At 72.1% G+C, this 24200-nt stretch carries 26 protein-coding genes; 6 read left to right on the forward strand and 20 right to left on the reverse strand.

What is annotated here, in order from left to right; genetic code table 11:
• Positions 1–65: 65 nt before the first annotated feature.
• The 9 genes from EDF40_RS14180 to EDF40_RS14220 form a co-directional block, all read right to left on the reverse strand.
• Positions 66–1712, reverse strand: a complete 1647-nt coding sequence (locus EDF40_RS14180) for a SulP family inorganic anion transporter (protein ID WP_123340461.1) — start codon at positions 1710–1712, stop codon at positions 66–68.
• Positions 1712–2389 (reverse strand): GAP family protein, encoded by a 678-nt coding sequence (locus EDF40_RS14185; RefSeq protein WP_123340460.1) that lies wholly within the window; start codon positions 2387–2389, stop codon positions 1712–1714. The genes EDF40_RS14180 and EDF40_RS14185 overlap by 1 nt, the downstream gene beginning before the upstream one ends.
• On the reverse strand, positions 2386–3594 hold the full coding sequence (locus tag EDF40_RS14190) for an AI-2E family transporter (RefSeq protein WP_123340459.1): 1209 nt from the start codon (positions 3592–3594) through the stop codon (positions 2386–2388). The genes EDF40_RS14185 and EDF40_RS14190 overlap by 4 nt, the downstream gene beginning before the upstream one ends.
• A gap of 51 nt (positions 3595–3645) precedes the next feature.
• A complete protein-coding gene (locus EDF40_RS14195) occupies positions 3646–5004 on the reverse strand; it encodes a hypothetical protein (protein ID WP_123340458.1) in 1359 nt (452 codons plus the stop codon).
• Positions 5005–5035: 31 nt separating this feature from the next.
• On the reverse strand, positions 5036–5755 hold the full coding sequence (locus EDF40_RS14200) for a GAP family protein (RefSeq protein WP_123340457.1): 720 nt from the start codon (positions 5753–5755) through the stop codon (positions 5036–5038).
• Positions 5756–5831: 76 nt separating this feature from the next.
• Positions 5832–6326: a DUF1269 domain-containing protein gene (locus EDF40_RS14205; RefSeq protein WP_123292617.1), complete on the reverse strand. Its 495-nt coding sequence runs from the start codon at positions 6324–6326 to the stop codon at positions 5832–5834.
• A 28-nt stretch (positions 6327–6354) separates the two neighbouring features.
• A complete protein-coding gene (locus tag EDF40_RS14210; RefSeq protein ID WP_123340456.1) occupies positions 6355–6855 on the reverse strand; it encodes a DUF1269 domain-containing protein in 501 nt (166 codons plus the stop codon).
• 57 nt (positions 6856–6912) lie between these two features.
• Complete coding sequence (locus tag EDF40_RS14215; RefSeq protein ID WP_123340455.1) at positions 6913–7230, reverse strand: SHOCT domain-containing protein; 318 nt, start codon at positions 7228–7230, stop codon at positions 6913–6915.
• An 8-nt stretch (positions 7231–7238) separates the two neighbouring features.
• Positions 7239–7667 carry a DUF6325 family protein gene (locus tag EDF40_RS14220; protein WP_123340454.1) on the reverse strand — a complete coding sequence of 143 codons (429 nt, stop codon included), beginning with the start codon at positions 7665–7667 and terminating at the stop codon, positions 7239–7241.
• 179 nt (positions 7668–7846) lie between these two features.
• Between EDF40_RS14220 and EDF40_RS14225 the strand changes: the two genes are divergently transcribed.
• Both EDF40_RS14225 and EDF40_RS14230 read left to right on the forward strand, forming a co-directional pair.
• Complete coding sequence (locus EDF40_RS14225; RefSeq protein ID WP_123340453.1) at positions 7847–8101, forward strand: DUF6458 family protein; 255 nt, start codon at positions 7847–7849, stop codon at positions 8099–8101.
• A gap of 17 nt (positions 8102–8118) precedes the next feature.
• Positions 8119–8781 carry a GAP family protein gene (locus EDF40_RS14230; protein ID WP_185003089.1) on the forward strand — a complete coding sequence of 221 codons (663 nt, stop codon included), beginning with the start codon at positions 8119–8121 and terminating at the stop codon, positions 8779–8781.
• A gap of 155 nt (positions 8782–8936) precedes the next feature.
• On the opposite strand, the gene EDF40_RS14235 is transcribed toward EDF40_RS14230, so the two are convergent.
• Entirely contained in the window at positions 8937–9872 is a 936-nt protein-coding gene (locus EDF40_RS14235) for an AraC family transcriptional regulator (protein ID WP_260213451.1), read from the reverse strand.
• Between the two features lie 104 nt (positions 9873–9976).
• Here EDF40_RS14235 and EDF40_RS14240 point away from each other — a divergent pair, with 104 nt between their 5' ends.
• A complete protein-coding gene (locus tag EDF40_RS14240; RefSeq protein ID WP_123340450.1) occupies positions 9977–10309 on the forward strand; it encodes a hypothetical protein in 333 nt (110 codons plus the stop codon).
• Positions 10310–10350: 41 nt separating this feature from the next.
• Here the strand turns inward: EDF40_RS14240 and EDF40_RS14245 are convergent, their stop codons facing one another.
• Entirely contained in the window at positions 10351–10665 is a 315-nt protein-coding gene (locus EDF40_RS14245) for a hypothetical protein (RefSeq protein ID WP_123340449.1), read from the reverse strand.
• A 207-nt stretch (positions 10666–10872) separates the two neighbouring features.
• Here EDF40_RS14245 and EDF40_RS14250 point away from each other — a divergent pair, with 207 nt between their 5' ends.
• Positions 10873–11709, forward strand: a complete 837-nt coding sequence (locus tag EDF40_RS14250) for an alpha/beta fold hydrolase (protein WP_123340448.1) — start codon at positions 10873–10875, stop codon at positions 11707–11709.
• Between the two features lie 113 nt (positions 11710–11822).
• Here EDF40_RS14250 and EDF40_RS14255 read toward each other — a convergent pair whose 3' ends face one another.
• Genes EDF40_RS14255 through EDF40_RS14285 form a run of 7 tightly spaced genes read right to left on the reverse strand, consistent with a single transcriptional unit; the run spans position 11823 to position 20627 of the window.
• Positions 11823–13406, reverse strand: a complete 1584-nt coding sequence (locus tag EDF40_RS14255; protein ID WP_185003091.1) for an ABC transporter ATP-binding protein — start codon at positions 13404–13406, stop codon at positions 11823–11825.
• A complete protein-coding gene (locus EDF40_RS14260) occupies positions 13403–14299 on the reverse strand; it encodes an ABC transporter permease (RefSeq protein ID WP_123340552.1) in 897 nt (298 codons plus the stop codon). The genes EDF40_RS14255 and EDF40_RS14260 overlap by 4 nt, the downstream gene beginning before the upstream one ends.
• Entirely contained in the window at positions 14296–15279 is a 984-nt protein-coding gene (locus EDF40_RS14265; protein WP_111085670.1) for an ABC transporter permease, read from the reverse strand. The genes EDF40_RS14260 and EDF40_RS14265 overlap by 4 nt, the downstream gene beginning before the upstream one ends.
• Positions 15276–16838: an ABC transporter substrate-binding protein gene (locus EDF40_RS14270; RefSeq protein WP_123340446.1), complete on the reverse strand. Its 1563-nt coding sequence runs from the start codon at positions 16836–16838 to the stop codon at positions 15276–15278. The genes EDF40_RS14265 and EDF40_RS14270 overlap by 4 nt, the downstream gene beginning before the upstream one ends.
• A gap of 56 nt (positions 16839–16894) precedes the next feature.
• Entirely contained in the window at positions 16895–18217 is a 1323-nt protein-coding gene (locus EDF40_RS14275) for an NtaA/DmoA family FMN-dependent monooxygenase (protein ID WP_123340445.1), read from the reverse strand.
• Entirely contained in the window at positions 18214–19590 is a 1377-nt protein-coding gene (locus tag EDF40_RS14280; RefSeq protein WP_123340444.1) for an LLM class flavin-dependent oxidoreductase, read from the reverse strand. Before EDF40_RS14280 ends, EDF40_RS14275 begins: the two co-directional genes overlap by 4 nt.
• Positions 19587–20627: an LLM class flavin-dependent oxidoreductase gene (locus EDF40_RS14285; protein ID WP_185003093.1), complete on the reverse strand. Its 1041-nt coding sequence runs from the start codon at positions 20625–20627 to the stop codon at positions 19587–19589. Before EDF40_RS14285 ends, EDF40_RS14280 begins: the two co-directional genes overlap by 4 nt.
• 235 nt (positions 20628–20862) lie before the next feature.
• On the opposite strand from EDF40_RS14285, the gene EDF40_RS14290 reads away from it, so the two are divergent.
• Positions 20863–21870 (forward strand): AraC family transcriptional regulator, encoded by a 1008-nt coding sequence (locus EDF40_RS14290; RefSeq protein ID WP_123340442.1) that lies wholly within the window; start codon positions 20863–20865, stop codon positions 21868–21870.
• A 119-nt stretch (positions 21871–21989) separates the two neighbouring features.
• On the opposite strand, the gene EDF40_RS14295 is transcribed toward EDF40_RS14290, so the two are convergent.
• The gene (locus EDF40_RS14295; protein ID WP_123340441.1) at positions 21990–22322 is read right to left on the reverse strand and encodes an ASCH domain-containing protein; all 333 of its coding nucleotides are present in this window, start codon (positions 22320–22322) and stop codon (positions 21990–21992) included.
• Between the two features lie 3 nt (positions 22323–22325).
• Positions 22326–23315: a hypothetical protein gene (locus EDF40_RS14300; RefSeq protein WP_123340440.1), complete on the reverse strand. Its 990-nt coding sequence runs from the start codon at positions 23313–23315 to the stop codon at positions 22326–22328.
• Between the two features lie 129 nt (positions 23316–23444).
• On the opposite strand from EDF40_RS14300, the gene EDF40_RS14305 reads away from it, so the two are divergent.
• Positions 23445–24131 (forward strand): HAD family hydrolase, encoded by a 687-nt coding sequence (locus EDF40_RS14305; RefSeq protein ID WP_123340439.1) that lies wholly within the window; start codon positions 23445–23447, stop codon positions 24129–24131.
• Positions 24132–24200: the final 69 nt, after the last annotated feature.

Here is a 24200-nt window from a genome sequence, read left to right on the forward strand (position 1 = left end):
ACGGGCGACCACGGGCGGGCACGCGCGGCCTCGGGGCTTCAGCGGACTCAGGAGCCTCAGGGGCCTCAGCGGCCTCCGCGACCGAGTTCGGCGACGGCCGCCCGGTTGCTCGGGAAGAAGCGGCTGCCCCCGACCAGGTCGAAGTGCTCGAGGTCGGCCCGCGTCGCCGCCCGCGCCCGTGAGAAGCCGACCTCGACCCCGTTGGCGCGGGCCCAGTCGAGCGCCTCGCCGGCGACGTCCGCCGCGGTCGTGTCGATCCCGGTAACCGCGCTGCAGTCGAGCACCAGGGCGTGCACCGGGACGGCCTGGTCGCCGGGTGCGAGCACGGAGCGGACCGCCGACGCGAAGCGCTGGGCATTGCCGAAGAAGAGCGGTCCGGAGAACCGGAGGACCACGACGCCGGGTGCCGACGAGACGCTGCCGTCACGGGCGGCCCGGAACACGTCGACCGGGTCGCCGCTCGGCACCAGGACGTCGGCGGGCGGGTTCGCGGCAGACCTGATGACGTTGACGAGTGACAGGACGAAGGCGATCGCGATGCCGATGATCGGCCCGAGCAGCAACACCCCGAGGAAGCAGACGGCGGCGACGACGAACTCGAACCGTCGGAGCCGCCAGAGCCGAGCGAAGTCGCGGAGGCCCAGGAGCGGCACGACCGCGACGGCGACGATCGCGCCGATCGCCGGCGAGGGGATGTCCTGCAGCAGCGCGGTGCCGAAGCAGACGACGAGCAGGGTGAGCACCGCGGCGATCAGCGACGGCAGCTGGGTCCTGGACCCGCTCTGGTCCATGGCCGCCGTCCGCGAGGCCGACGAACCGACCGTGAACCCGCCGGTGACGCCGGAGCCGAGGTTCGCAGCACCGAACGCCCAGAGGTCGCGGTTCGCCCGGTCCGTGTAGTCGTGCGCCTCGGCGTACCGACGGGCCACGAGCAACCCCTCGGCCATCGCGACGAGGGTCAGCGCGACGGCGCTCGGGATGACCTGGACCCACTGGTGCCACGAGATCTGCGGCCACGTCAGGGTCGGGGGTCCGGCCGGCACCTCACCGAGCACGGCCACGCCGGCGTCGTCCAGCCGGAACACGACCAGGACGACGGTCGTCAGGACGAGCACGACGAGTGCCCACGGGACCGCTCGGAACCGGCGGCCGATGACCAGGACGGCCACCGACCCGACGGACAGGCACACCGACCACACGTTGAGGTGTCCGAGCCCGGTGACGAGTTCCCCGAACCGTGGGAGGAACTCGTCACCGCTGTTCACCTTGACCCCGAGCATCTTCGCCACCTGGCTGAGCAGGATGTCGAGCGCGAGACCGCCCACGAACCCGACCAGGATCGGCGCGGACAGGAAGTTGGCCAGGAACCCCAGCTTCAGGACGGCGCACAGGGCGAACACGACGGCGCCGACGAGTGCCTGCGCCAGTGCGAGCTGGACGTACGACGCGCTGCCCGTCGCCGCGAGCCCGGCGAGCGACGATCCGACGAGCGCGGCCGCTGCGGCGTCCGGCGACGCCACCAGCTGCCGACTCGAGGCGAGCAGGGCGAACAGCACCGCCGGCACGATCAGGGAGTACAGCCCGGCGGTCGGTGGCAGACCGGCGATCTGCGCGTACCCGATGTTCAGCGGGATGGCGATCGCCGCGAGGGTCACGCCGGAGAGTGCCTCCGTGCGCCACGACTGACGGTCGAGCCCGGCCAGGATGCGCATCAGAACGCACCGAGGCCCTTGCCGATGGTCGTCACACCGATGACGAGCAGCAGGACGGCCATGATCGTGGCGTTGTTGGCGGTGAGCCAGTCGCGCAGCGCCCCGAGTGCTCCCTGCACCCGGGTGCGGGCGACCAGGTAGCCGACCACGGGGACGGCGATGCTCAGCGACGCGAGGACGACGAACACGACGAGCGCCCAGACGACCGACCCGGTGTCCGCGCCGCTGGTGCCGACGGTGACGCCGGCCGCCACGGCCATCATGAGGTTCTTCGGGTTGACGGCGGCGAGCAGGAAGGCCAGCCCGGCGGCGCGCACCGGCGTCATCGAGTCGATCGCGGACATCCACTTCGGGGGCGTCGCGGTGGTGCCAGGGGCCGGCCGGGCACGCCACTGCCGGACGGCGAGCAGCACGAGCAGCACGCCGAGCACCAGCTTCACGACCCCGGCGACGGGTTGCGACGCGTCGGGGTCACCGGCCGGGATCAGGGACGACAACAGGGTGACGGCCACGACGGCCACCGCGATGCCGACGACCCAGCCGACCAGGAACGCCGTCGCGACCGACCTGGCGCGCGGCGCGAGCAGCATCAGGATCGCGGCGATGATCGGGATCGGGCTGATCGCGATGGTCACTGCCTGCGGCAGGAGCTCGCCGATGAGTGGAGCGGTGTTCACGGGGTGCCCTTCGTCGTCGTGGTGCCGCCGGGAGCGGTCGGTGTGCGGCGTTCCGTCCGCCGAGTTGGGGGCCCGAGGCCGGTCACGTCGCCGAGCACCGGGCGCATCCACCGCGCGTCCGGGTTCGCGTCGACCAGGACCGCGCGGACCAGCAGGGTCAGCGGGATGGCGAGGACGGCGCCCAGCGGCCCGAGTACGGCCGACCAGAAGACGACGGACAGGAACGCGATGGTCTGGTTGAGGGACACCGCCGACCCGACGATGTGCGGCTGCAGGCCGGACTGGATGACCCCGTTGATCACGGCGTAGACGACGATGACGACGATCGCGTTCTGCCAGCCGTTCGCGAGCAGGGCGAGGATGACGGGCGGGATGATGCCGATCCAGTAGCCGATGTTCGGGATGAAGCCGGTGATGAAGGCCAGCAGGCCCCAGAGCGCTGCGCCGGGGACCCCGAGCAGGACCAGCGCGAGGGCGTCGAGCGCGGAGACCGCGGCGCCGAGGACGGCCGTGACGACCATGTACCGGCGGACACTGACGGTGAAGCCGGTGAGGGCTTCGACGAGCTGGGGGCGGACCGGCCGGAGCCGGTCGGCGATGAGTCGCCCCCACCCGGCGTCGAGCGTCATGAAGACGATCAGCGCGAGGACGACGACCAGGCCGACGCCGAGGCCGAAGACGCTGCCGACCAGGTCCGACACCGCGCCGATGACGGTGCCGGGGCTGAGCCCCGCCAGCAGCGTCTGCACCTCCTGCTGCCCGACGCCGAGCGACGTCAGCCACTGCCCGAGTTGGTCCTCCACCGCGTGCATCTGGTCGGCGTACTGCGGGAACAGCGTGGCGAACTGCGCGACCGAGACCACGAGCGCCAGCGAGAACCCCACCAGCAGCACCAGGATCACCACGATGACGACCGCCGAGGCGAGGCTCCGGGCGAGGCCGAGTCGTTCGAGGAACACCCGGGCCGGCTGGACGCAGATGGTCACGACGAGGGCGAGCGCCGTGGGAGCGATGATGCCGGCGAACCGGGAGCAGCCGACGGCGACGACGACCGCTGCGGCGAGACCGAGCATGATCCGCAGCCCGCGACCGGACCCGACCGCGGCGGCCGGCGCCGCATCGGACGCGGCATCGATCGGCATCGCCGGATCGGCGGGTCGGTGCGGTCGGCGCGATCGGTGCAGTCGGCGCTTCCAGAGTGACATCGGGGCCTCGTCTCCCTCGCGGCCCCGGTCCCCGGATGCCGTGCTCGGACGCTAGTGCGCTGCGGAACCGACGGGATCGTCAGTTCCGGGTGAGACCCCGGCGTCGCCGCGAGCCCCGTCCGGACGCTGGAGGACCTCGAGCACGGCGACGAGGACGAGCGCGCCGACCAGGGTCCACACGACGAGCGCCGGTTCGAGCGGGCGTCCGAGCACGATGACGGTGGCCGCACCGAGCGCGATGAGGGTGCGGATGACGACCCTGCCCCGGTACAGCTGCACCCCGACCCGCCCGGTGCCGATGCCGAGGGCGTCGCCGCGGCGGCGGAGTGCCCCGGCACCGCGGACGGCGAGGCTCCGCATGCGTCGGGCCGTGTCGGACGAGCCGGCGAACCACGCGACGAGGGCCACGCACGCCGCGAGGACCGCGCCGGCCACGGCGGCGTGCGCGGCGAAGGCCACCACAGCGTCGTAGACGGCTCGAGCTGCGTTGCGGGGCATGAGGTCCGGCGCCAGCGCCCGCACCGCGAACACCCGTCCGATCCCGATCCCGGCGAGCGTGGCGAGCATGGCGAGGGCGACGCCGACCGCGGCGAGGGTGAGCGCCCGGGCCCGGCGTCTGGCCATGACGACGCCGACGGCGATGCAGGCGACCAGGAGCCACGGCAGCCACACGGCGGACACCTGCAGCAGGGTGTACCCGGTCTGCGCCCGGACTGCTGCGTCGGACGTCGCGATGACGATGGTCCGGTCGACCGCGGGGATCCGTTCGGCGAAGGTGAGGCCCCGGTCGACGAGCCGCTCCTTGACCTCGGCGACGACCGGGCCGAGCTGGATGCCGATCGATCCGTCCGCTCCGATCGCGACCGCTGCCCGTCGGTCGCCGCTGAGCGACGCCACCATCTGGGTGTGCCCGGTGCGGAGCAGTTGCTTCCACAGGTCGGCGAACTGGTCGGACGCCACGAACCGGTCCACGGTGCCGGAGACCAGGTCCTGGATGCCGGCGGTCGCCGGCGCCTCGAGCGCCGAGAGCGCGGTCTCCGCCCGGGGCGGCAGGTCCAACCCGCGGATGCCGTCGAAGAGCGCTCCGGTCAGCCCGGCGACGTCCAACTGGTCCTCGATCGCGCCGACCGTGCGGTCCGCGACCAGCGTCTGGACCGCCCGGTCGCGGGCGAGCGGCGCGAACGTCGCCACGAAGGCCTCGGTCGAGGTGACCTCGCGCTGTGCCCAGGTGGTGATCACCACCACCGGTGCGAGCAGCGCCCCGACCACGATCAGTGCGGCGGACGGGATCGCCCAGCCCCACCCCCGGCGGCGGACCGGGGTGTCGTCGGCGGTCTGCCCTGCGAGCCGGATGCGCAGGCGCGCGTTCTCGGCGCGGAGTGCGGCGAGTTCGTCCTCGGTGCTGGTCATGGGCTGCGGTCCTTCCCGGGAGCGGCGAACGTCAGGAGATCAGGGCGGAGACGGCCTTCTGCAGCTGCAGCACACCGATGACCAGGATGAGCGCCGCGTTCAGCACGTTGGTGTGGCCGGCGATCCAGGTGCGCAGGCGCTCGAGGAGCGGTGCCGCAGCGTCCCCACGCGCGAGCACGAAGAACACCGGGACGGCGATCGGTGCGACCCCGACGACCACGAAGGCGATCGCCACGGCGGCGCCCTGCCCGGCGGTCACCGGGGCGCCGGCGATGTCGATGCCGGCGATGATCGCGCACGAGGCGTCGACGGGGTTGACGGCGAAGATGCCGAACCCGAGGGCGAGGGACCGCGCCGGCGTGAACTCGCTGACCTTCTGCAGCCAGCCGGGCAGCTGCGGTGCGGCTGCCGCGACCTGCTCGGGTGTCGACGCCTCGGACATCTTCCGCAGGTCACGGCCGCCCCGTCGGAACACCCAGACCGCGGCGGCGATCAGCCCGAGGGCGATGACCAGCCGGACCACGGCCGTCCAGAGCGGGGTGTCGGTCCGGGGGTGGAAGTCGATCGCGGTGAACACCGCGACGGAGACCCCCACGACGACCACGGTGGCGAGCAGCCAGCCGACGAAGAACGCGAGGCCGTTGGCGCGGTACCGCCGCGAGAGCAGCTCGGCCACCAGGGCCATGATCGCCAGTGGGCTGAGCAGGATCCCGAGCGCCGGCGCGACGAGGCCGACGATGAGCGCACCCATGAGACCGGTCCTTCCGCTGGGATGGCGACGCGCCGCCGACGTCAGGTGTCGGCGGCGCGTCACCGGGGGCGCACGCTCAGCGCGCGCCGGTCATGTCGTGCGCGAGTTCGTGTTCGTCGTCTGCCGACAACGAGGTCTGCACGATGGTCCCGCCGAAGCGGGAGAGGGCCGCACCGAACTTGTCCTCGGTGATCTTCGTGGCGTAGATGACGACCGCGGAACGACCGTCCGCGACGGCGCTCTTCACCCGGTCGCGGAACTCGGCGTTCAGCCCGGTCTTGTCGAGCCCGGCGAACAGCGCGCCGAGCGCACCGCCGATCACCAGTCCGAAGAACGGCACGAAGAACAGGAGTCCGAGGAGGGTGCCGAACAGGGCACCTCCGGCGGCACCGGCCCCGACGTTGCCCGCCGGACCAGGGGTCTCGACGTGCGTCTTGCCCTTGTCGTCGACGCGGACGAGCGCGAGGCCGGACAACTCGACGACGAGGTCGCTCTGCAGCTGCTGGACTTCCTCGTAGGCGGCGACGGCACTGGCGTCGTCGTCGAACGAGATCACGATGAGGTCTGCCATGATCGTTTCCATCCGTTGGTGGTGGTCATCACTCGGAGTAGCGGCTGACCCGGACCGGCCCGGCGCCGTCGAGGATGCGGTGGGCGGCGTCGACGGTGGCGCCGTCACCGTGCACGATCACGAGGTACCGGTCGGCCTTCAGGTCGTCCTCGTACTGCGGGATCTCGTCCTCGGGGACCGCCAGGCCGATGAGTGCGCCGAGACCCGCACCGATCCCGGCACCGACGAGCGTGCTGGCCAGCCACCCGGCGGCAGCGACCCACCCGATGCCGGGGAGCCAGACGAACCCGAGCAGCAGCCAACCGGTGAGCGCGCCCCACAGGGCACCCCACCCGCCGAACGTGCCGGCCTCGTTGCCGACCGGGATCCAGCCGTGCACCTTCTTGTCGTCCTTGACGCCCTTGCCGACGATGGAGACGACGTCGTCGCCGTACCCGGCGTCCTTGAGCGCCTTGGCGGCGCGGAGGGCCTCGTCACTCGTGGCGAAGACACCGACGGTCGAGTCGGTGGCGGTGGTCGTGGTGGCCATGGGGGTTCCCTTTCCTCGTGGTTGTCGAACGGTCGTGCTGCAGGTGGTCGGTGTCCGTCATCCGCCGATGAGGCGCTGCTTGGCGGCGGCGAACTCGTCGTCGGACAGGAGGCCCTGCTGCCGGAGCCGGCCGAGTCGCTCGAGCTCGCCCAGCAGGTCGGGAGCGGCGGGGACGTCCACCACGGAGCGTTCCGCTGCGGCGCGTTCCGCTGCGGCGCGTTCCGCTGCGACCCGCTCCTCTGCGGCGCGGTCCTCTGCCGCACGCTCCTCGTGCTCGCGCACCGCACCGCCGACCGCCGACGCGGTCCCGGCCACGACCGCGGTCCGTGCAGCGAGCCCGAGCAGGCCGGGTCGGCCGAATCTTCGGAACGGCATGGTGTCTCCTACCCGATGTGCGCCGAAGCGGCGAGGTCGTTGAGTTCCGGTGCGGGGACGCGTGCGCTCCAGAGCAGCTGGCCCCCGCTGTCGGCGAACCGCTCCGCCAGGTCCTTGGCCCAGAGCTGCTCGATCACGACGATCGCGGCCGAGGTCCCGGGCGCGAGCGTGTCCGCGACCTGGTCGACGTCGTCGTTGGCGGCCAGGCCGCGGGCTTCGAGGGCGACCGAGCCGGACGTGCCGGTCCTGGTCACGTCGTCGAGCTCGCGGACGTGGACGGTGCCGTCGTCGGCCCGGCTGATGAGCAGCAGGTCGAGGACCCGGACCGTCTCGGCGTCCGTCAGGTCGACGAGCGCGCCGAGCACGGCGTCGTCGGGCAGCTCGCCCCGGAACGAGACGACGAACACCTCGGCCGGGCCGTACGTGAAGGTGGTCACGGTGCCTCCCCTGTGGTCATGGCACCAGGTGTAGCCGCGCCGGAACGGGTCGGGCACCACCCTGAGCGGGTGATCTGGCACGCCTCCGCAGATCACCCGGGGCGGGTGATGCACCGCCGGCACCGGCCGTCGATCGTTGCGTCCATGAACCCCGTGACAGCACGACCCGCGGTGACACCGTGAGCATCGGCGGTGGGATCTTCCTGCTCGTCGTCGGCGCGATCATGGCGTTCGCGTTCGACTTCACGGTCGTCGGCATCGACATCCAGCTCATCGGCTACATCCTGATGGTCGCCGGTTTCCTGGTCCTCGTGCTGGGGATCGTCCTCCGGCTCCGGCCGCGACGTGCCACGACGAGCGTCGTCACCGAGATCGACCCCGTGACCGGACAGCGTGTCGTCCGCCGGGTCGACGAGGACGACCGAGGGGTCTGACCGGCACCGTGCTCGCCGTGATCGGCCAGCTCCTGCCCCTCGCCATCGCCGGTGCGCTGAGCTCCGTCCCCATCGCCGCGGTGCTCACCCTGCTGCTCGGCGGTCGCGGCCTCGGTCCGGCCGTCCTGTTCGCCGTCGGCTCGGTAACCGGGGTCTTCGTGGTCACGGTCGCCGCGACCGCGCTGCTCGGCCGTGTCCTCGTCGTGGACCTGCCGGCGACGGCGTCACCGGGCCTCGGCCTGGGCGAGTGCGTGCTCGGGGTCGTCGCGGTCCTCGCCGCGGGGGTCGTGTTCCGGCGCCCCGCCGCAGCGGGACCGAGCCGGACGAGCGCACTCCTGACGGCGGCGGTGGGCACCGTCCGACCCGCCGTCGCGCTCGCCGTGGGCGCCGTGCTCGCGCTGCGCCCGAAGGCCCTGCTGCTGGCGTCCGGCGTCGGCATCGTGCTCGCCCCGGCTGAGCTGCCGGCGGTGCCGTCGACCGTCCTCGTCGGGGCGAGCACCCTGCTGATGACGGCCACGGTGACGGGGCCGATCGTCTTCGCACTGGTCGGCGGGGAGCCGGCCCGCGCGGACCTGGAGCGGTTCCGCACCTGGCTGCGGCACAACTCGCGGGCCGTGACCGTCGTCGTCCTCGTGCTCGTCGGCGCGGTCCTGGTCGGCGACGGCCTCGGACGGCTCTGACGCCCGACGGATGAGCCGGCGCGAAGCCGTCGACAACGACCGACCGCCGACCGTCGACAACGACCGACCGCCGACCGTCGACAACGACCGACCGCCGACCGTCGACAACGACCGACCGCCGGCCGTCGGCCGTCGGTTGACAGAACGCCGGACCGCTACTCCCGCGCCGCCAGCGCCGTCTGCCGCGGCAGCTCCCCGAACTCCTGCCGGTAGCTCCCCGCGAACCGGCCCAGGTGCGCGAACCCCGTCGCCCGGGCGATCTCGGCGACGCTGCGGTCGTCGCCGGCCTCGAGCTGCTCCCGGGCGAGCAGGAGCCGGATCCGGCGCAGGTACATCGTCGGCGTGATGCCGTGGTGCCGCTGGAACGCCGCCTGCACCCCGCGGACGCTCAGGCCCGCGGCCTCGGCGACGTCGTTCACGGTGATCTGCTCGGTCGCGTGGTCGAGCAGGAACGTCTCGGCACGAGCGAAGCGCGCCGTCGACGCCATCACCGGCTCGTGCTGCCCCACCGGCCAGTGCGGGATCGCGGTCAGCAAGCCGCCGGCGGCGAACCGGGCGAGCTCGCGCTCCCGCTCGAGCGGCACGTCCGTCGGACCCTGCAGGACCTCCTGCGCGACCGACCGGACCATGAGCCACCAGGCGGCGAGCGGCGCACCCTCTGGCACGTGTCGGGGACGGAACTCCAGCGGACCCGGCGCCCAGTCACCGCGCTCGGCGGCGACCTGCTCGACGATCGACCGGTCGATGCGCAGCACGTCGTGCTGGAAGTCCACCCACCGGAACCGCTGCGGGTCCTGTCGGTAGAGCACGGGGCGGCCGATCTGCACCGGGTTGTCGTCGACCTGCGCCGAACCGGCCTTCACCCAGACGATCATCATCCCCCGCCCGGGCTCGACCGCGCCGCTCAGGGCACCCGTGCACCGCGTCGACTCGAGGGAGAGCAGGGCGGTGCCCCGCACGCGCTCCTCGAAGACGAAGCCCTCTCCGGTTGCCTCGACGGTGAGTCCGTGGGTCACGTGGGTCACCGACAGTGCCTCGGCCGCGACCGACGGCTCGTCTGTCCTGATCTCCCGCTGCGTGCGGTGCATCATCTCGGGCACGTGATGATCCTCGCGACATGTCGGCATCCGCGCAACGCACGACGCGCCGGGTTTCCTGGACGACGACCAGCATCCGCGCGTTTGACTGATGCGACATGAAGTACATCCAGTACGACCGCTCCACGTTCCTGACGAGCGACGACGTCGCCGACGCCGTGATCGAGTACGCCGCGGCGCTCGCCGGCGGCAGTCGCGCCGACGCGATCGCGGTCCCGACGGTGGCGGAGGACGGCACGATGACGACCACGAAGATCCTCATCGGCCCGTCGAGCGAGATCGTCGTCGCCGACGCGGACGAGGACGAGCTCGAGGTCGAGAACGGTGAGTTCGTGGAACGCCTGCGTGCTGCAGCGCGGACGTTCGACCACCCTGAGACGATCCACGCCGACACCCGCTCGGACCTGACGGGCGACGAGCCGGTCGCCTGAACGCCCCGCGGTCGGAGCGACACGCACCGCGCGCACAGCGCTCACCGCCCGAGGTCGGTCGGGAACCTGCTGGCGTCGACCGCCAGGACCGCCTCGGTCCGTCGGCTCAGCTCGGCCAGGAACGCCCCTCCCTCGGGTTCCAGGTCGTCGTCGGGCGCCGGCTCCAGGGCGACCGCCACCGCGGGTGCGAGCAACAGCTCGACCGTGCTGGCCGCGCCGAAGTCGTCGGTCGTCGGGACCGACACGACGTCGCTCAACCGGCTCTGGTGCAGGGCGGCCGCGTACCGGATCACCGCGTCGGCGACCGTGTCACCGGTCAGGACCCGGACGGTCCCCGCGTAGTTGACGTACTTCATCGGTGCTCCCTCGTGACGAGGGGCATCCGCCGCGGTGACGGTTCCCTGATCCTGCTGGACAGTAGGCCGTGGTCGCCGCGCGCGTCACAGACACCGAGGCCGACGCCGACGCCGAGGGGTCTGTCCACTCCGCGCTGTCGCTCGGGATCCCGCTGGTAGCAACGAGGTGCGTGCCGCCTCCCGTGCGGCGCGGGAAGGAAGCGACTCTTGACCGAGATCACCGCCCACCACGGGCTCTTCAAGGACACGAACCTGCACGTCGACGACACCGGCGGCTCCGGCCGCACCGTCGTCCTGATCCACGGCTGGCCGCTGTCCGGCGAGTCCTGGAGCAAGCAGGTCCCGGCGTTCGTCGACGCCGGACACCGCGTCGTCACCTACGACCGTCGCGGCTTCGGTCGCAGCGACAAGCCGAAGACCGGCTACGACTACGACCACCTCACCGAGGACCTGCACACGATCCTCACCGAGCTCGACCTGCAGGACGTCACCCTCGTCGGCTTCTCGATGGGCGGCGGCGAGGTCGCCCGGTACTTCTCGAAGTACGGCACCGAGCGGCTGCACAGCGTCGTCTTCGCCTCGGCCGTGCCGCCGTACCTGCTGCAGACGTCGGACAACCCGGACGGCCCGCTGCCGAAGGAGCAGGCGGCCGAGATGACCGCCGGCCTGACGAAGGACGAGGACGCGTTCTACGACCAGTTCACGACCGACTTCTTCTCGGTGGACGGCACCCTGGTCGTCTCCGAGGAGGACCGGCAGCAGGCCCTCACGCTCGCGAAGCAGGCGTCGAAGACCGCCGCGCTCGAGGCGATGGCGTCCTTCGCGAACACCGACTTCCGCGACGACCTGCCGAAGGTCACCGTGCCGACGCTCGTCATCCACGGTGACGGCGACGCGACCGTGCCGTACGAGGGCTCGGGGGCCCGCACGCACGCCGCGATCGCCGGTTCGGAGCTGCACGTCGTGTCCGGCGGCCCGCACGGCGTCAACGTCAGCCACCCGGACGAGTGGAACCGCGTGGTGCTGGCGTTCCTCGCGAAGTAGCGCGGAACGCTCAGCGTCCGCGGCAGTGGGCGCGACCGACAGGCGGACGGGAGGCCCGCGGCGGATCCGCCACGGGCCTACCGTCCGCCACGTGCGCAGGTCTCGGGCCCCACTCAGGCCGCGGGAGCCACCAGACCGGCGCGCCGGCGCAGGTCGAGCGCGGCCGCGACGAGCTCGCGGGTACGCGGGTGCGCGCCCGCGTCGAACAGCCGCTCCGCAGGGCCCACGTCGACCACGCGACCACCGTCGAAGACCGCGATGCGGTCGGCGACCCGGCGCACGACGGCGAGGTCGTGCGAGATGAACACGCAGGTCGTGCCGGTGGTGCGCTGCAGGTCGAGCACCAGGTCGAGGATCCGCGCCTGCACCGAGACGTCGAGGGCGGACGTGGGTTCGTCGCACACCACCAGCGGCACCGGTCCGGCGAACGCCCGGGCGATGGCGACGCGCTGCTTCTGCCCGCCGGACAGCTGCGCGGGCCGGCGGTCGAGGACGTCGGCGGGCAGCCCGACACGCGCCGCGAGCTGTTCGGCGGTGCCGTCGCCGTGCAGCAGCCGGATCGCCCGTCCGAGCACCTGTCGGACCGTGCGCCGCGGGTTGAGCGAGGCGTCCGCGTTCTGGAACACGACCTGCACGGGTGGGGTACCGGTCGGCGTCTGGTCGCCCGCGTCCAGCGTGATCGTGCCGTCGTGTCCGACCAGTCCGGCGAGGGCTCGGCCGAAGGTCGTCTTGCCGGAGCCGGACTCCCCCACGACGCCCAGCACCTCACCGCGGCGCAGCTCGAGGTCGATGCCGTCGAGGGCGACGGCGCCGTCGTACTCCTTGCGGAGGCCCCTGATCGTCGCGAGCACGTCGCGCTGTGCGGTCTCGGCTGTCGTTCCCGTCTTGCCCGTCGTGATGTCGGGCAGGGCGTCGACGAGCTGCTTCGTGTACGGCTCGGTGGGGTGGAGCAGCACCTGGGCTGCGGTGCCCTCCTCGACGAGCACCCCGTGGCGGAGCACCCCGACCCGGCCGCAGTGCGCCGCGACCAGCGGCAGGTTGTGGCTGATGAGCAGGGTCGCGAAGCCGATCTCGGTCCGGAGCTCGTCGATGAGCGCCATGATGCCCGCCTCGACCGTGCTGTCCAGGCCGGTGGTGGGTTCGTCGAGCACGAGCAGGCGCGGACGGGCCACCAGGGCCATCGCGATCGCGACGCGCTGCTGCTGACCGCCGGACAGCTCGTGCGGGTACCGCACGCCGATCGTCGTCGGTGACGGCAGCCCGACCCGCGTGAACGCCTCGATCGTCGCGGTGTCCGCAGCCGCGCGGCCGGAGCCCGTGGCGCGCAGGACCTCGGCGACCTGGCGTCCGACCGTCATCGTCGGGTTGAGGGCGAGGCCGGGTTCCTGGTGGACGACCGCCACGACGTCGCGCCGGAACCGCCGGAGACGCTCACCGCGCAGGGACGCGACGTCGACGCCGTCGACGACCAGTGCCGACGACCCGACGGCGGCGTCCGGGCCGAGCGACGCCGTCAGCGTGCCGGCGACGGTGCTCTTGCCGGAGCCGGACTCGCCCACGAGCCCGTACGAGCCACCGGGCTCGATCACGAACGCGACGTCGTCGACCACCCGGGTGCCGCGGTACGACACGGTGAGCCCCTCGACGCGGACCAGTGCGTCGGTCGTGCCGGTGGTGGTCCGGGGCTGCTCGCTCACTCGGAGACCTCCTTGAGGTTGTCGGCGATCAGGTTCGCGGACACGACGATCGACGCCACGGCGACACCCGGGAACACGACCGTCCACCACGCGGCCTGCAGGTAGGCGCGGTTCGCGTTGATGTCGAGCCCCCAGTCGGCGGCCGGTGGTTGCGAACCGAGCCCGAGGAACGACAGCGACGCGGTGATGAAGATCGCGGCACCGAGACTCAGGACCGCCTGGATCACGAAGACCCCGATCACGTTCGGCAGCAACTCGGTGACCATCGCCCGGACGGCGCTCTCGCCCTGCAGCCGTGCGGCCTGGACGTAGGACTTGCCCATCTCGACGAGCACCGCGGCCCGGACGATCCGCGCGATGCCCGGCGCGAAGAGCACGCCGACGATGAGGACGAGCGCGGGCGTCGACACCCCGAACGCACCGACGAGGACGACCAGGAAGATCAGGCTGGGCAACGCGAGCAGCACGTCGAAGAACCGCATCAGGGCGGTGTCGACCCACCCGCGGTGGTAGCCGGCGAGCAGGCCGAGGGTGCCGCCGACGACGGTCGCCAGCGCCGCGCCGAACGGGCCGATGACGAGCGCCGGCCGGGCCCCGGCGGCGACGCGGGCGAAGACGTCACGGCCGAGCGAGTCGGTGCCGAACCAGTGCGCAGCGCTCGGCGCCTGCAGGAGCTCACCGGTGCGGGCGAAGGGCTGCAGGCCGAGCAGGTGCCAGCCCACGGCCAGGACGACCCACCAGAGCAGGATCGCCACGGAGACCAGGAACGTGGGACGCCGGAGGAGTCCGCGCCACCCGCGGCGGGTGACCCGTACGGTGCCCGTGGTGGTCGACGCCGACGGTCGACCGGCGAGCCCGTCGGTCTCGACGGCGCCGGGGACGACGGCGGTCATGCGGTGGCCGCCCGTTCGAAGCGGATCCGGGGATCGACCACCACGAACAGCAGGTCGGTGAGCAGGAGCGCGCCGAGCGAGAGCGCCCCGGCGAGCATCACCCCGCTCTCGAGCAGCAGGGCGTCCTTGCGCTCGGCGGCCGACACGAGCAGCGCGCCGAGGCCCGGGTAGGAGAACAGGGTCTCGACGATGACGCTGCCGCCGAGCAGGGTGCCGAGGTAGATGCCGAGCACCGAGAACGTCGGGATGAGCGCGTTGCGGACGACGTGCCGGCGGACGACCTGGCCGGTGGTCAGGCCCTTGAGCACGGCGGTGCGGTGGAACTGCGACCGGATCGTCTCGATCGTCCCCGCACGCACCATCCGGGTCAGGACGGCGAGGTACGCCAGGGCGAGCACCACGGCGGGCAGCGTGAGCACCCGGAGCCGCTCGCCGAACCCGGCGTCGAGCGCTCCGGATGCCTGCACGGGCACCACCCGCAGCCAGACCGCGAAGACGAGCAGCAGCACGATCCCGACGACGAACTCCGGCACCGCCGAGATCGTCAGCAGCCCGACCGTGACGGCACGGTCGGAGCGGCGACCCTGCCGGTACGCCTGCACGGCGCCGAGCGTGATCGCGACCGGCACCATGATGACGAACGCGTACGCGCCGAGCAGCAGGGAGTTGCCGAGACGGCCGAGCACCAGGTCGCGGACCGGCTCGGAGTAGACGAAGCTCGTGCCCCAGTCCCCCGTGACGAACCCGCCGATCCAGTGCAGGTACCGGCTGACGAGGGACCCGTCGAGCCCGTGGTCGACGTTCCACGCGCGCACCTGCGCCGCCGTCGCGTACTGCCCGAGGGCGTTCCGGCCCGGGTCCCCCGGCACGACCTGGACGAGCCAGAACGTGAGGACGGAGACCACGACCAGGACGAGCGGGATCTGGACGACCCGTTGCCCGACCAGGGTCAGCAGACGACGGCGGCGCGCGGTGCTCATGACGCGGTGACCCCGATGCCCCGGAAGTCGAACCCGCCCGGGAAGTCCTGCCCCGACCGGAAGGTGCCCGTGACGCGCTTCTGCAGCAGGATGCTGCTCGACGCGAACGCGGGGACGATCACGGGCAGGTCGGTCCACTCGATCTCGGCGATCTGGTTCGCCAGGTCCTGCCGCTCCGACTCGTCGGTCGTCGACTCGTACCGGTCGGTCAGCTGCTCGAGCTCCGGGCTCGAGTACTTCGAGGCGTTCCAGACGGCGCCGTCGCGGTAGATCAGGTCGACGTACTGCGCGGGCAGGCGCTGCGCCCAGTTGGTGATCGTCACCGGGGCGTTCAGCCACGGGGTGTCGTCGCCGTCGGCGTAGTACTGCGCGCTCGTCAGCACCTTGAGGGTGACGTCGAACCCGCCGACCGCCTCGAGCTGCTGCTGCACCACCTGGGCGAGGGCCTTCTCGGCGTCGAGCGTCGTGATCTCGAACGAGACCGTCCTGCCGCCGAGCAGGTCCGCGACCTTCGCCTTGTCCTGCTTGCGCTGCTCGAGTCCCTTCGGCTGGATCGCCGAACTCGGGAAGAACGTGGTGTCGTTGCCGACCTCGGCTGCTCCGCCGTAGACCGTCTTGACGATCTCCTCGCGGTCGAGCGCGAGGGCGAAGGCCTCACGGACCTTCGGGTCGTCGAAGGGCGCCTTGGTGACGTCGAGGAAGATGCCGTCGAACTTGTTGAAGTACGGTTCGGTCTCGGTGTAGTCCGAGGCCTGCAGTGTCGACGTCGCGGTGGGGCTGGCGGCGATCTGGTCGATCTCCCCGCTCTGGAACGCGAGCAGCTGGGCCTGGTCGTCGGCGTAGAACTTCACGTCGACCTGCTGCAGCTCCACGTCCTTCGCGTCCCAGTAGTCCGGGTTCTTCGTGAACGTGGCGCCCTGGCCGGCCGAGTACTTCGTCAGCACGAACTGTCCGGCGCCGACGGGCTGCTTGGCCCAGTTCGCGCCGGCGTCGAAGCCGGCCGGCTGGATGGTCGTGTTCGAGCCCGTGAGCAGGTAGGGGAAGTCGGCGTACGGTTTGGCGAGCGTGAAGTCGATGGTCGAGGCACCGTCGGCGGCGACCGACTGCAGGATGCCGTCGAAGCTCGACTTGCCGGGCGACTGGCTGTCCTTGCCGATGATCGAGTCGAACGTCGCGACGACGTCCTTGCTCGTGAGCGCGGCACCGTCGGAGAACTGCAGGTCGTCGCGGAGCTGCACCGTCCAGGTGCGTCCGTCGGACGACGCCTTCCACGAGTCGGCCAGACGGCCCTCGAGCTTGCCCTTCGCGTCCTGGCTGAGCAGGCCCTCGGACGCCAACCCCACGATGAACATCGCGTTGTAGTCCGAGGTGGTGAGCGGGTTGATCGTGCTGTCGGGCTCCTGGAGTCCGAGCGTGTAGGTGCCGGTGTCCGAGGACGATCCGGGCGAGGCGTCGCCGCCGGACGAGCACGCGGCGAGCGTGAGGGCGAGGGCGGACGCGGTGGCCGCGAGGGCGAGGCGCTTGAGGCGACGCCGCCGCGACGTGAGGTCGACGGTCACGGATGACTCCTAGGGGTTCGGGTTGCAGGGGTGCGGTGCTGGGAGGGGTGGTGCGGTCAGCGGTGCGCGCGGTCCGGCACCCGGGGGTGTCCGAAGCGCTCGCGCAGGGTGAGGTCGTCGTACGCCGTGGCGGTCCGGCCGCGGCGCTGCAGTTCCGGCACGACGTGGTCGACGAACCGGTCGATCCCGCCGGGCAGGTACGGGAACTGCACGATGAAGCCGTCGGCGCCACCGTCGTCGGCGAGCTCCTCGAACCGGTCGGCGATCTCCGGTCCGGTTCCCGTCAGCAGGCTGCGGCGGTACGACCACGCGTAGACGTCGCGGGGCGTCGCGGGGCCGTCGGCGAGCAGCCGGTCGACCGCGGGCTTCGGCGAGCGGGTCTCGTTCGAGGTGTCGAACTCCTCGGCGTAGTCGAACGGCACGTCGACGTCGCGGCCGGACAGGTCCTGCCCGATCTGGTGCGACACGTCCTCGAGGATGAGGGCGTCCGGCGTCAGGGCGAGGATCGCGTCCGCCTCGGCTCGGGCGTCGGCGGCGGTCTCCCTCACGACCGGCATCACCGACGGCATGATCTTCACCGCGTCGGCGGAGCGGCCGTGCCGGACGGCGCGGGCGCGCAGGTCGTCGACGAAGCGTCGGACGTCCGCGGTGGAACCGCCACGGGTGAACACCGCGTCGGCCGTGTCGGCGGCGAGTTCCAGTCCGGACTCGGACCCGCCGGCCTGGAACAGCAGCGGGTGGCCCTGCGGCGGCCGGGCGATGTTGAGCGGCCCGCGCACCCGGAAGAACTCGCCCTCGTGGTCGAGACGGTGCAGGCCGTCGCGGCGCGCGAAGACCCCGGACGACGGGTCGGCCACGATCGCGTCGTCGTCCCAGCTGTCCAGCAGCCCGTTCACGACGTCGACGAACTCGCGACCGCGCTCGTACCGCCGGGAGTGGTCGATGTGGGCGTCACCACCGAAGTTGCGAGCCTCTTCGTCGTAGCGGCTCGTGACGAGGTTCCACGCGGCTCGCCCACGGCTGAGGTGGTCGAGCGAGGCGAGGGTCCTGGCCACGTGGTACGGCTCGTTGTAGGTCGTCGACACGGTCGCGGCGAGGCCGATCCGCGACGTCACCTGGGACAGCGCGGCGAGCAGCGTGAACGGTTCGGGCCGCAGCGCACCGTAGTGGTCGACGCCCGACGGGTACCGGTCCCAGAAGTACAGGCCGTCGGCGAGGAAGAGCGTGTCGAAGACCCCGCGCTCGGCGGTCTGCGCGATGTGGCGGTGGTGCCGGATGCTCAGGTGCTCGGCGGGGCGCGAGGACGGGTGCCGCCACCCGGTGACGTGCGCGCCGCCCGGGTGGAAGGCGAAGGCGCCCAGCAGGATGCGGTCGCTCATGCGGACGCCTCCTGGTCGACAGCCGCGGGCGCGGGCGCGGCTGCCGAACCGTCGTACCGGCTCGCCGGTCGCGCCAGCCCGAGGTGCTCCCGCAGGGTGTCGCCGCGGTACGTGCGGTCGTACACGCCACGACGTTCGAGCTCCGGCACGACCTGGTCGACGAACCGGTCGACGCTCACCGGGATCGACGAGAACGCGAGCATGTAGCCGTCGGCGGCGTCCTGCTGGTAGCGCTCGGTCAGCCAGTCGGCGATCTGCTCGGGCGTGCCCGGCAGGAACCGACGGCGCAGGATCGTCCGGTAGACCTCGCGCAGCGTGGTGGCCTCGGCGGCGATGCGGCGGATCGACTCGTAGACGGACTTCGACTGGTTGATCGCCGTCTCGTCGAAGACGTGCTCGAACGGTGCGTCGAGCGGCCGGTCGGACAGGTCGGTCTGCAGGTAGTGGGACAGCAGGTCGAGCGAGACGCGGTCCGGAGTCAGTTCCTCGATCTCGTCGAGCTGCCGCAGCGCGTCGGCCTCGGTGTCGCCGATCACCGGCGACACCGCCGGCAGGATCAGCATCGACGACGCGTCACGTCCGTGCTCGACGGCGCGGCGCTTGTAGTCGGCGTACAGGGCCTGCGCGTCGGCGAGGTCGTCCTGCCAGAGGGTGAAGACGCCCTCGGCCTTCGCCCCGGCCAGCGCGCGGCCGGCCTCGGACGCCCCGGCCTGGAACAGCACCGGGTGGGCCTGCGGCGGCCGGGCGATGTTGAGCGGCCCGCGCACGCGGAAGAACTCGCCCTCGTGGTCGAGCACGTGCAGTCCGTCGCGCTTCGCGAAGTACCCGGACTCCTGGTCGTACAGGAACGCGTCGTCGTCCCAGCTGTCCCAGAGGCCCTGCACGACGTCGACGAACTCGGCACCCCGGCGGTAGCGGACGGCGTGGTCGAGGTTCGCGTCGCGACCGAAGTTCCAGGCCTCTTCGTCCGAGGCGCTCGTGACGAGGTTCCAGGCGGCCCGACCCTCGCTCAGGTGGTCGATCGACGCCAGTTTCCGGGCCACGTGGTACGGCTCGTTGTAGGTGGTCGAGACCGTCGCGGCGAGCCCGATGTGCTCGGTCCGCTGCGACAGGGCACCGAGCAGGGTGAAGGGCTCGGTGCGGATGTTCACGGCGTGGTCGATGCCCGACGCGAAGCGGTCCCAGACGTACAGCTCGTCGGCGATGAACAGCGTCGCGAACCCACCGCGCTCGAGCGTCTGCGCGAACCGGACGTAGTACTCGACGTCCAGGTAGGCGTCCGGTTCGCTGCCCGGCAGGCGCCAGCTCGTGACGTGCTCGCCACCGGGGTAGAACACCATCCCGCCGAGCACCAGGCCGCCGTCGCGGGTCATGCCGTCACCGCCTCGTGGGCCAGGACGGCGCCGAGCTGCGGGGCCACCTGCTCGGCGAACAGCGCGAGGGCGTCCGTCCGTGCACCGACGTCGGAGTAGCCGTCGTCGACCTGCACGTTGAGCTGCGTCGCGTACCGGGAGTACGGCTTCGACGCGATCGACTCCGCGATGTCGTCGGCCGTGCCGTAGTGCAGGTTGAGCGACGCGGCCTTCTCGGCCAGGGTCGTCGCCGGCGGCAGGAACGACTCGCCCCACGCGTACTTCGCCTCGATGCCCGCACGCGCCTCGCGCAACGCGGTCTCGCGGTCCGGGGCCGGGTAGATCGCCGTCGAGACCGCGACGCGGGGAACAGCGCCGTCCGGCAGGGCGGCGTGGTAGGCGTCCGCGGTCACCTCGGCCGGCACGGTCTGCGTGGTACCGATCAGCACTCCGTGCCCCCGACGAGCGGCGATCGCGGCGCTCTCGGCGCTGAGCGTGGCGTCCCAGATCCGGTCGAGCAGCCCGCTGCCGTCGGGGTTCAGGCGTGCGGTCCCCGTGCCGAGTGACGCACCGCGCAGCGCGTCGAGCAGCCGTGCGAGCTGCTCGTCGAACGCGACACGACGGGTGTCGTGGTCGGCCCCGACCAGAGCGGGTGCGAAGACGTCGAGGGTCTCCGGGCTGCCACCGTTCGCGACGCCGAGTTCCACCCGGCCGTCGCTGATCGCGTCGAGGACGGCGGCGTCCTCGGCGACCCGGACCGGGTCCTCGTGCGGCAGCGTGACCGCTCCGAGCCCGAGCCGCAGGGTGGACGTCCGTTCGGCGAGGGCCGCGAAGAACAGGAACGGTGACGGCAGTCCGCCGCGCGCCGGTGCGTCGTCGTGTCGGAAGTGGAACTGGCGGACCCAGGCCCCGTCGTACCCGAGGCGTTCCGCCGCGGTGAAGAGCTCGAGCTCCTCGCGGTAGGCCCGGGTCGCCGGCGGCGCCTCGGTGCCGTGCGAGAACACCGCGATCCGCAACGGCACCGTGGCCGCGCGGGCGGTGCGTTCGACGTGCGTCATGCAACACTCCCTCGTCAGTGGAGCGATGCAAACACGAGCGAGCGACGCGCACGAGCGTCGACGTAACGGGGCGCAGTGATTCGTCACGGAACGTAGGAGAGCGCGCACCGCGCGGAACAGGAGCATCATCACCACCCTTGTGCCCGGAGCAGGACCGACGTAGCTTGGCGGCAGCTGCCCCGGACCCCGGTCGCCGGAACTCCTGTGTTCCTCGAGACGATCAGGGAGTGTCACCGTGCCGCAACAATCCGTCGACGAGACGTCATCCGCGACCACCACCGAACCGAACACCGCCACCGCCGCCGCTCCGGTCCGCCTGGAGGCCTCGGCGTCCACGCCCGAGCAGGCCCTCGAGCAGTTGCCGGGCCTCGTCACGGGCACCTCCTGGCAGACCCGTCCGACCACCGGGGCGTACTCGTTCCGGTACCTGGCCGTCGGCGACGGCAACGTGACGCTCCGCCGGTCGCAGATGCGCGGCTACGTCCGCGGCACCGTGGCCCCCGACGACGCGTACATCGTCGTCCTGGTGCTCGGCGGCGTCGTCACGCTCGACCTCCTGCGCGGCGGCGGGCCGGTCGACAACGGCGTGCCGGCGCTGATGCCCACCGAACGACGCGCCGTGGTCGAGGCCAGCAACCACGACGCCGTCATGGTGCACCTCACCCGCGCGTTCGTGCGGTCCGTCGCCGAGGAGCGCCACGGCCTGCCCTCCGGCGGCCTGCACCTCGACGAGCGTGCTGTCCCCGCAGCGGACGCCGTCGTGCGCTGGCGGCAGGTCCTCGAGTCCGCTCGTCGGGTCCTCGCGGCACAGGGTGTGACCTCGACCGCGTGGTCGGATGCCACCCGGGCCGTCGCCGTCGCCTTCCTCGCCCTGTACCCGCCGAAGGCCGCCGAACCGTCGAGCGCCCTGTGGGCACCGCGGAACGCCCGGATCCGGCGAGCGGTCGACCACGTGCACGAGCACGCGGCGGAACCCATCGCCGTGTCGGACCTCGCCGCGGTGTCCGGCTTGAGCGTCCGTGCCGTGCAGGAGTCGTTCCAGCGGCTGTTCGGGATGCCGCCGTCGGCCTACGTCCGGTCCGTCCGGCTCCAGCGCGTCCGGGGTGACCTGCTGCGACTCGACACTGCGACCACCTCGGTGAGCGAGGTCGCCCGCAGCTGGGGGTTCGCCCACCTCGGCCGGTTCTCGGCGGAGTACACGAGCCGCTACGGGGAGTACCCGAAGGCCACGCTGCACCGGTGACCCGTGCGCTGCCGGACCGCGTGCCCTGGGCGGGGCCGACGGGCGGACGGGAGGCGCGGGGCGGGCCCGGACCGCGCCTCCCGTCCGTCAGGTCGTCCCGTCCACCGCCCTGACGGACGTCACGCAGCCGGCGTCGCGTCGAGCGCGATGACCGCGACCTGGACCACCGCGTCGTCCGGCATGTCCGGGTAGTAGTTGGCGCGCAGCTGCCGGGCGAAGTCGACCATGTCGGTGTCGGCCGGCTGGTGCGCCGCCCGAGGGGTGAGCTCCGCCAGGCGGTGGTCGGTCACCTCGGTGACCTGGCCGGTCAACGGCGTCGCCGAGGGGTGCTCGTCGAAGACGAACACCGCGGGGCCGGTGCGGACGTCCTCGTGCCAGCGCACCGTCGTGACCTTCTCGCCGCGCTGGACGGCGTCGTGGTGCTTCTGGTGGAAGTGGATCGTCTGGGACACGGATCAAGTCTGGTCGATGTCGACCAGGTCCGCGTGCCGCGCGGCGTAGGCCGTCGCACGGCGGATCCGGCGGAGCGTCAGCGGGACGACCCAGACGAGCACCGCCACCATGAGCACGAGGAACACCGGCGGCAGGATCCCGAGGTCGCCGCGGAGCCACGTCGACACCATCTGGAACGCGAGCGCTGTGTAGAGCAGCCCGATGTACGCGAGCTGGAACCGCAGCGCGAGTGGGACCACCGTGGCGTACCGGACGGCGCCGACCTGCTCAGCCGGGTCGAGCGGCAGGTCCGCGCCGCGGGCCACGATCTTCGCGAAGCGACGGAGTCGACCGAGGTCGTGGCCGGCGGACGCCCGCAAGAGCCCGTTCAACGGCAGCGACTGGAGCAGGGCCGCGAACGCGGTCGCAGTGAAGACCAGCTGGCCGGCGAGGAAGGCCGCCTGGGTGAGTCCAACGGGGTCGTCCCCGGTGAAGGCGGCCAGGACCACCACGCCGATCGTCACGACGACGATGGACACGCCGAAGGTCACCGCGATCACCACGATCGTGTGGCGGAGTTCGGCCGGTCCGAACCGGTAGCCGACCGGGTACGCCGACGGCGACGGCTCCGTGCGCCGGAACAGCGCACCGAGTGGCCGCGCGATCACCAGCAGCACCGCCGCTCCCCCGATCAGCACGACCGGCACCCAGACCGGCGCGCCGGCCGAGACCGACGCGAGCACGATGACCACCGCACCCGCCACGTCCACGGCGACCACGCCCAGCAGCCACCACCGCAGGTACCGGGAGCTGTCCGTGGACGACCGGTGGTCCCAGTAGCCCGCCAACGACCCGACCACCGCAGGTCCGACGACGAACATCGGGATGCTGACGCTCACCGCGATGATCAGGACGTCCGAAACGTCGCTGAGTTCGAACACCGCCAGCAGGGTGCCCCCGAGGGTGAGCGCCGTGATCAGCACGATGAGCAGGACGTAGCTCAAGACCCGCATGGGGTGACTCCTCTTCCGGCAGGACGACGCCCCCAGTGCATCCTGGCCGAACTCCGACGGGCCGGCCCACATCGTGCGGAGAACCGCAGCACGTCAGGTCGGCGAGGTCGCCGTCCCTACGCTGAGGACATGGTGCATCTGCGAGCGGTCGGGTTCGACCTCGACGGGACGCTGTTCGACCACCGTGGCGCAGCGACCGCCGGTGCCACCCGGTTCCTCGAGTCGCTCGACGTGCCCGCCTCGGCGTTCGCCATCGCCCGCTGGTTCGCCGCCGAGACCGAGCAGTTCGAGCGGTGGCGAGCCGGGCAGATCAGCTTCCCCGAGCAGCGGCGCGAACGGCTGCGGGCCGTGCTGCCCGCGCTCGGCGTGCCGATCCCCGCCGACGACCGGAGGCTCGACGAGCTCTTCGAGGCGTACCGGCACCACTACGAGGCATCGTGGCGCTCGTACCCGGGGAGCCTGCCGCTGCTGCGGACGCTCCGTGTGCGGGGGTACCGCATCGGCGTGCTGACGAACGGCACCGAGACGCAGCAGGTCGACAAACTGCGCCGGACCGGCCTGCTCGACACGGTGGACGTCGTGTGCACCTCGGAGCGGATCGGCGTGCAGAAGCCGGACTGTCGAGCATTCGAGACCCTGTCCGCCGAACTCGGCGTCGAGCCGAGCGGCTGCTTGTTCGTCGGGGACAGTGTCGCGCACGACGTGGAGGCGGCCCGGGCCGCCGGGATGCACGGACTGTTGATCGACCACGAGGCCCAGGACGGCCCCGACATGGAGGCTCTGGTGCTCACGGCGCTCGCCGACCGCCGCGGGTGACGTGGCCGCTCGGCGGCTCGGCCGCTCGGCCACTCGGCCGCTCGGCGGCGGCAAGCGGCCGTAGAGTGC

Source organism: Curtobacterium sp. PhB170 (assembly GCF_003752345.1).
GTDB lineage: Bacteria > Actinomycetota > Actinomycetes > Actinomycetales > Microbacteriaceae > Curtobacterium.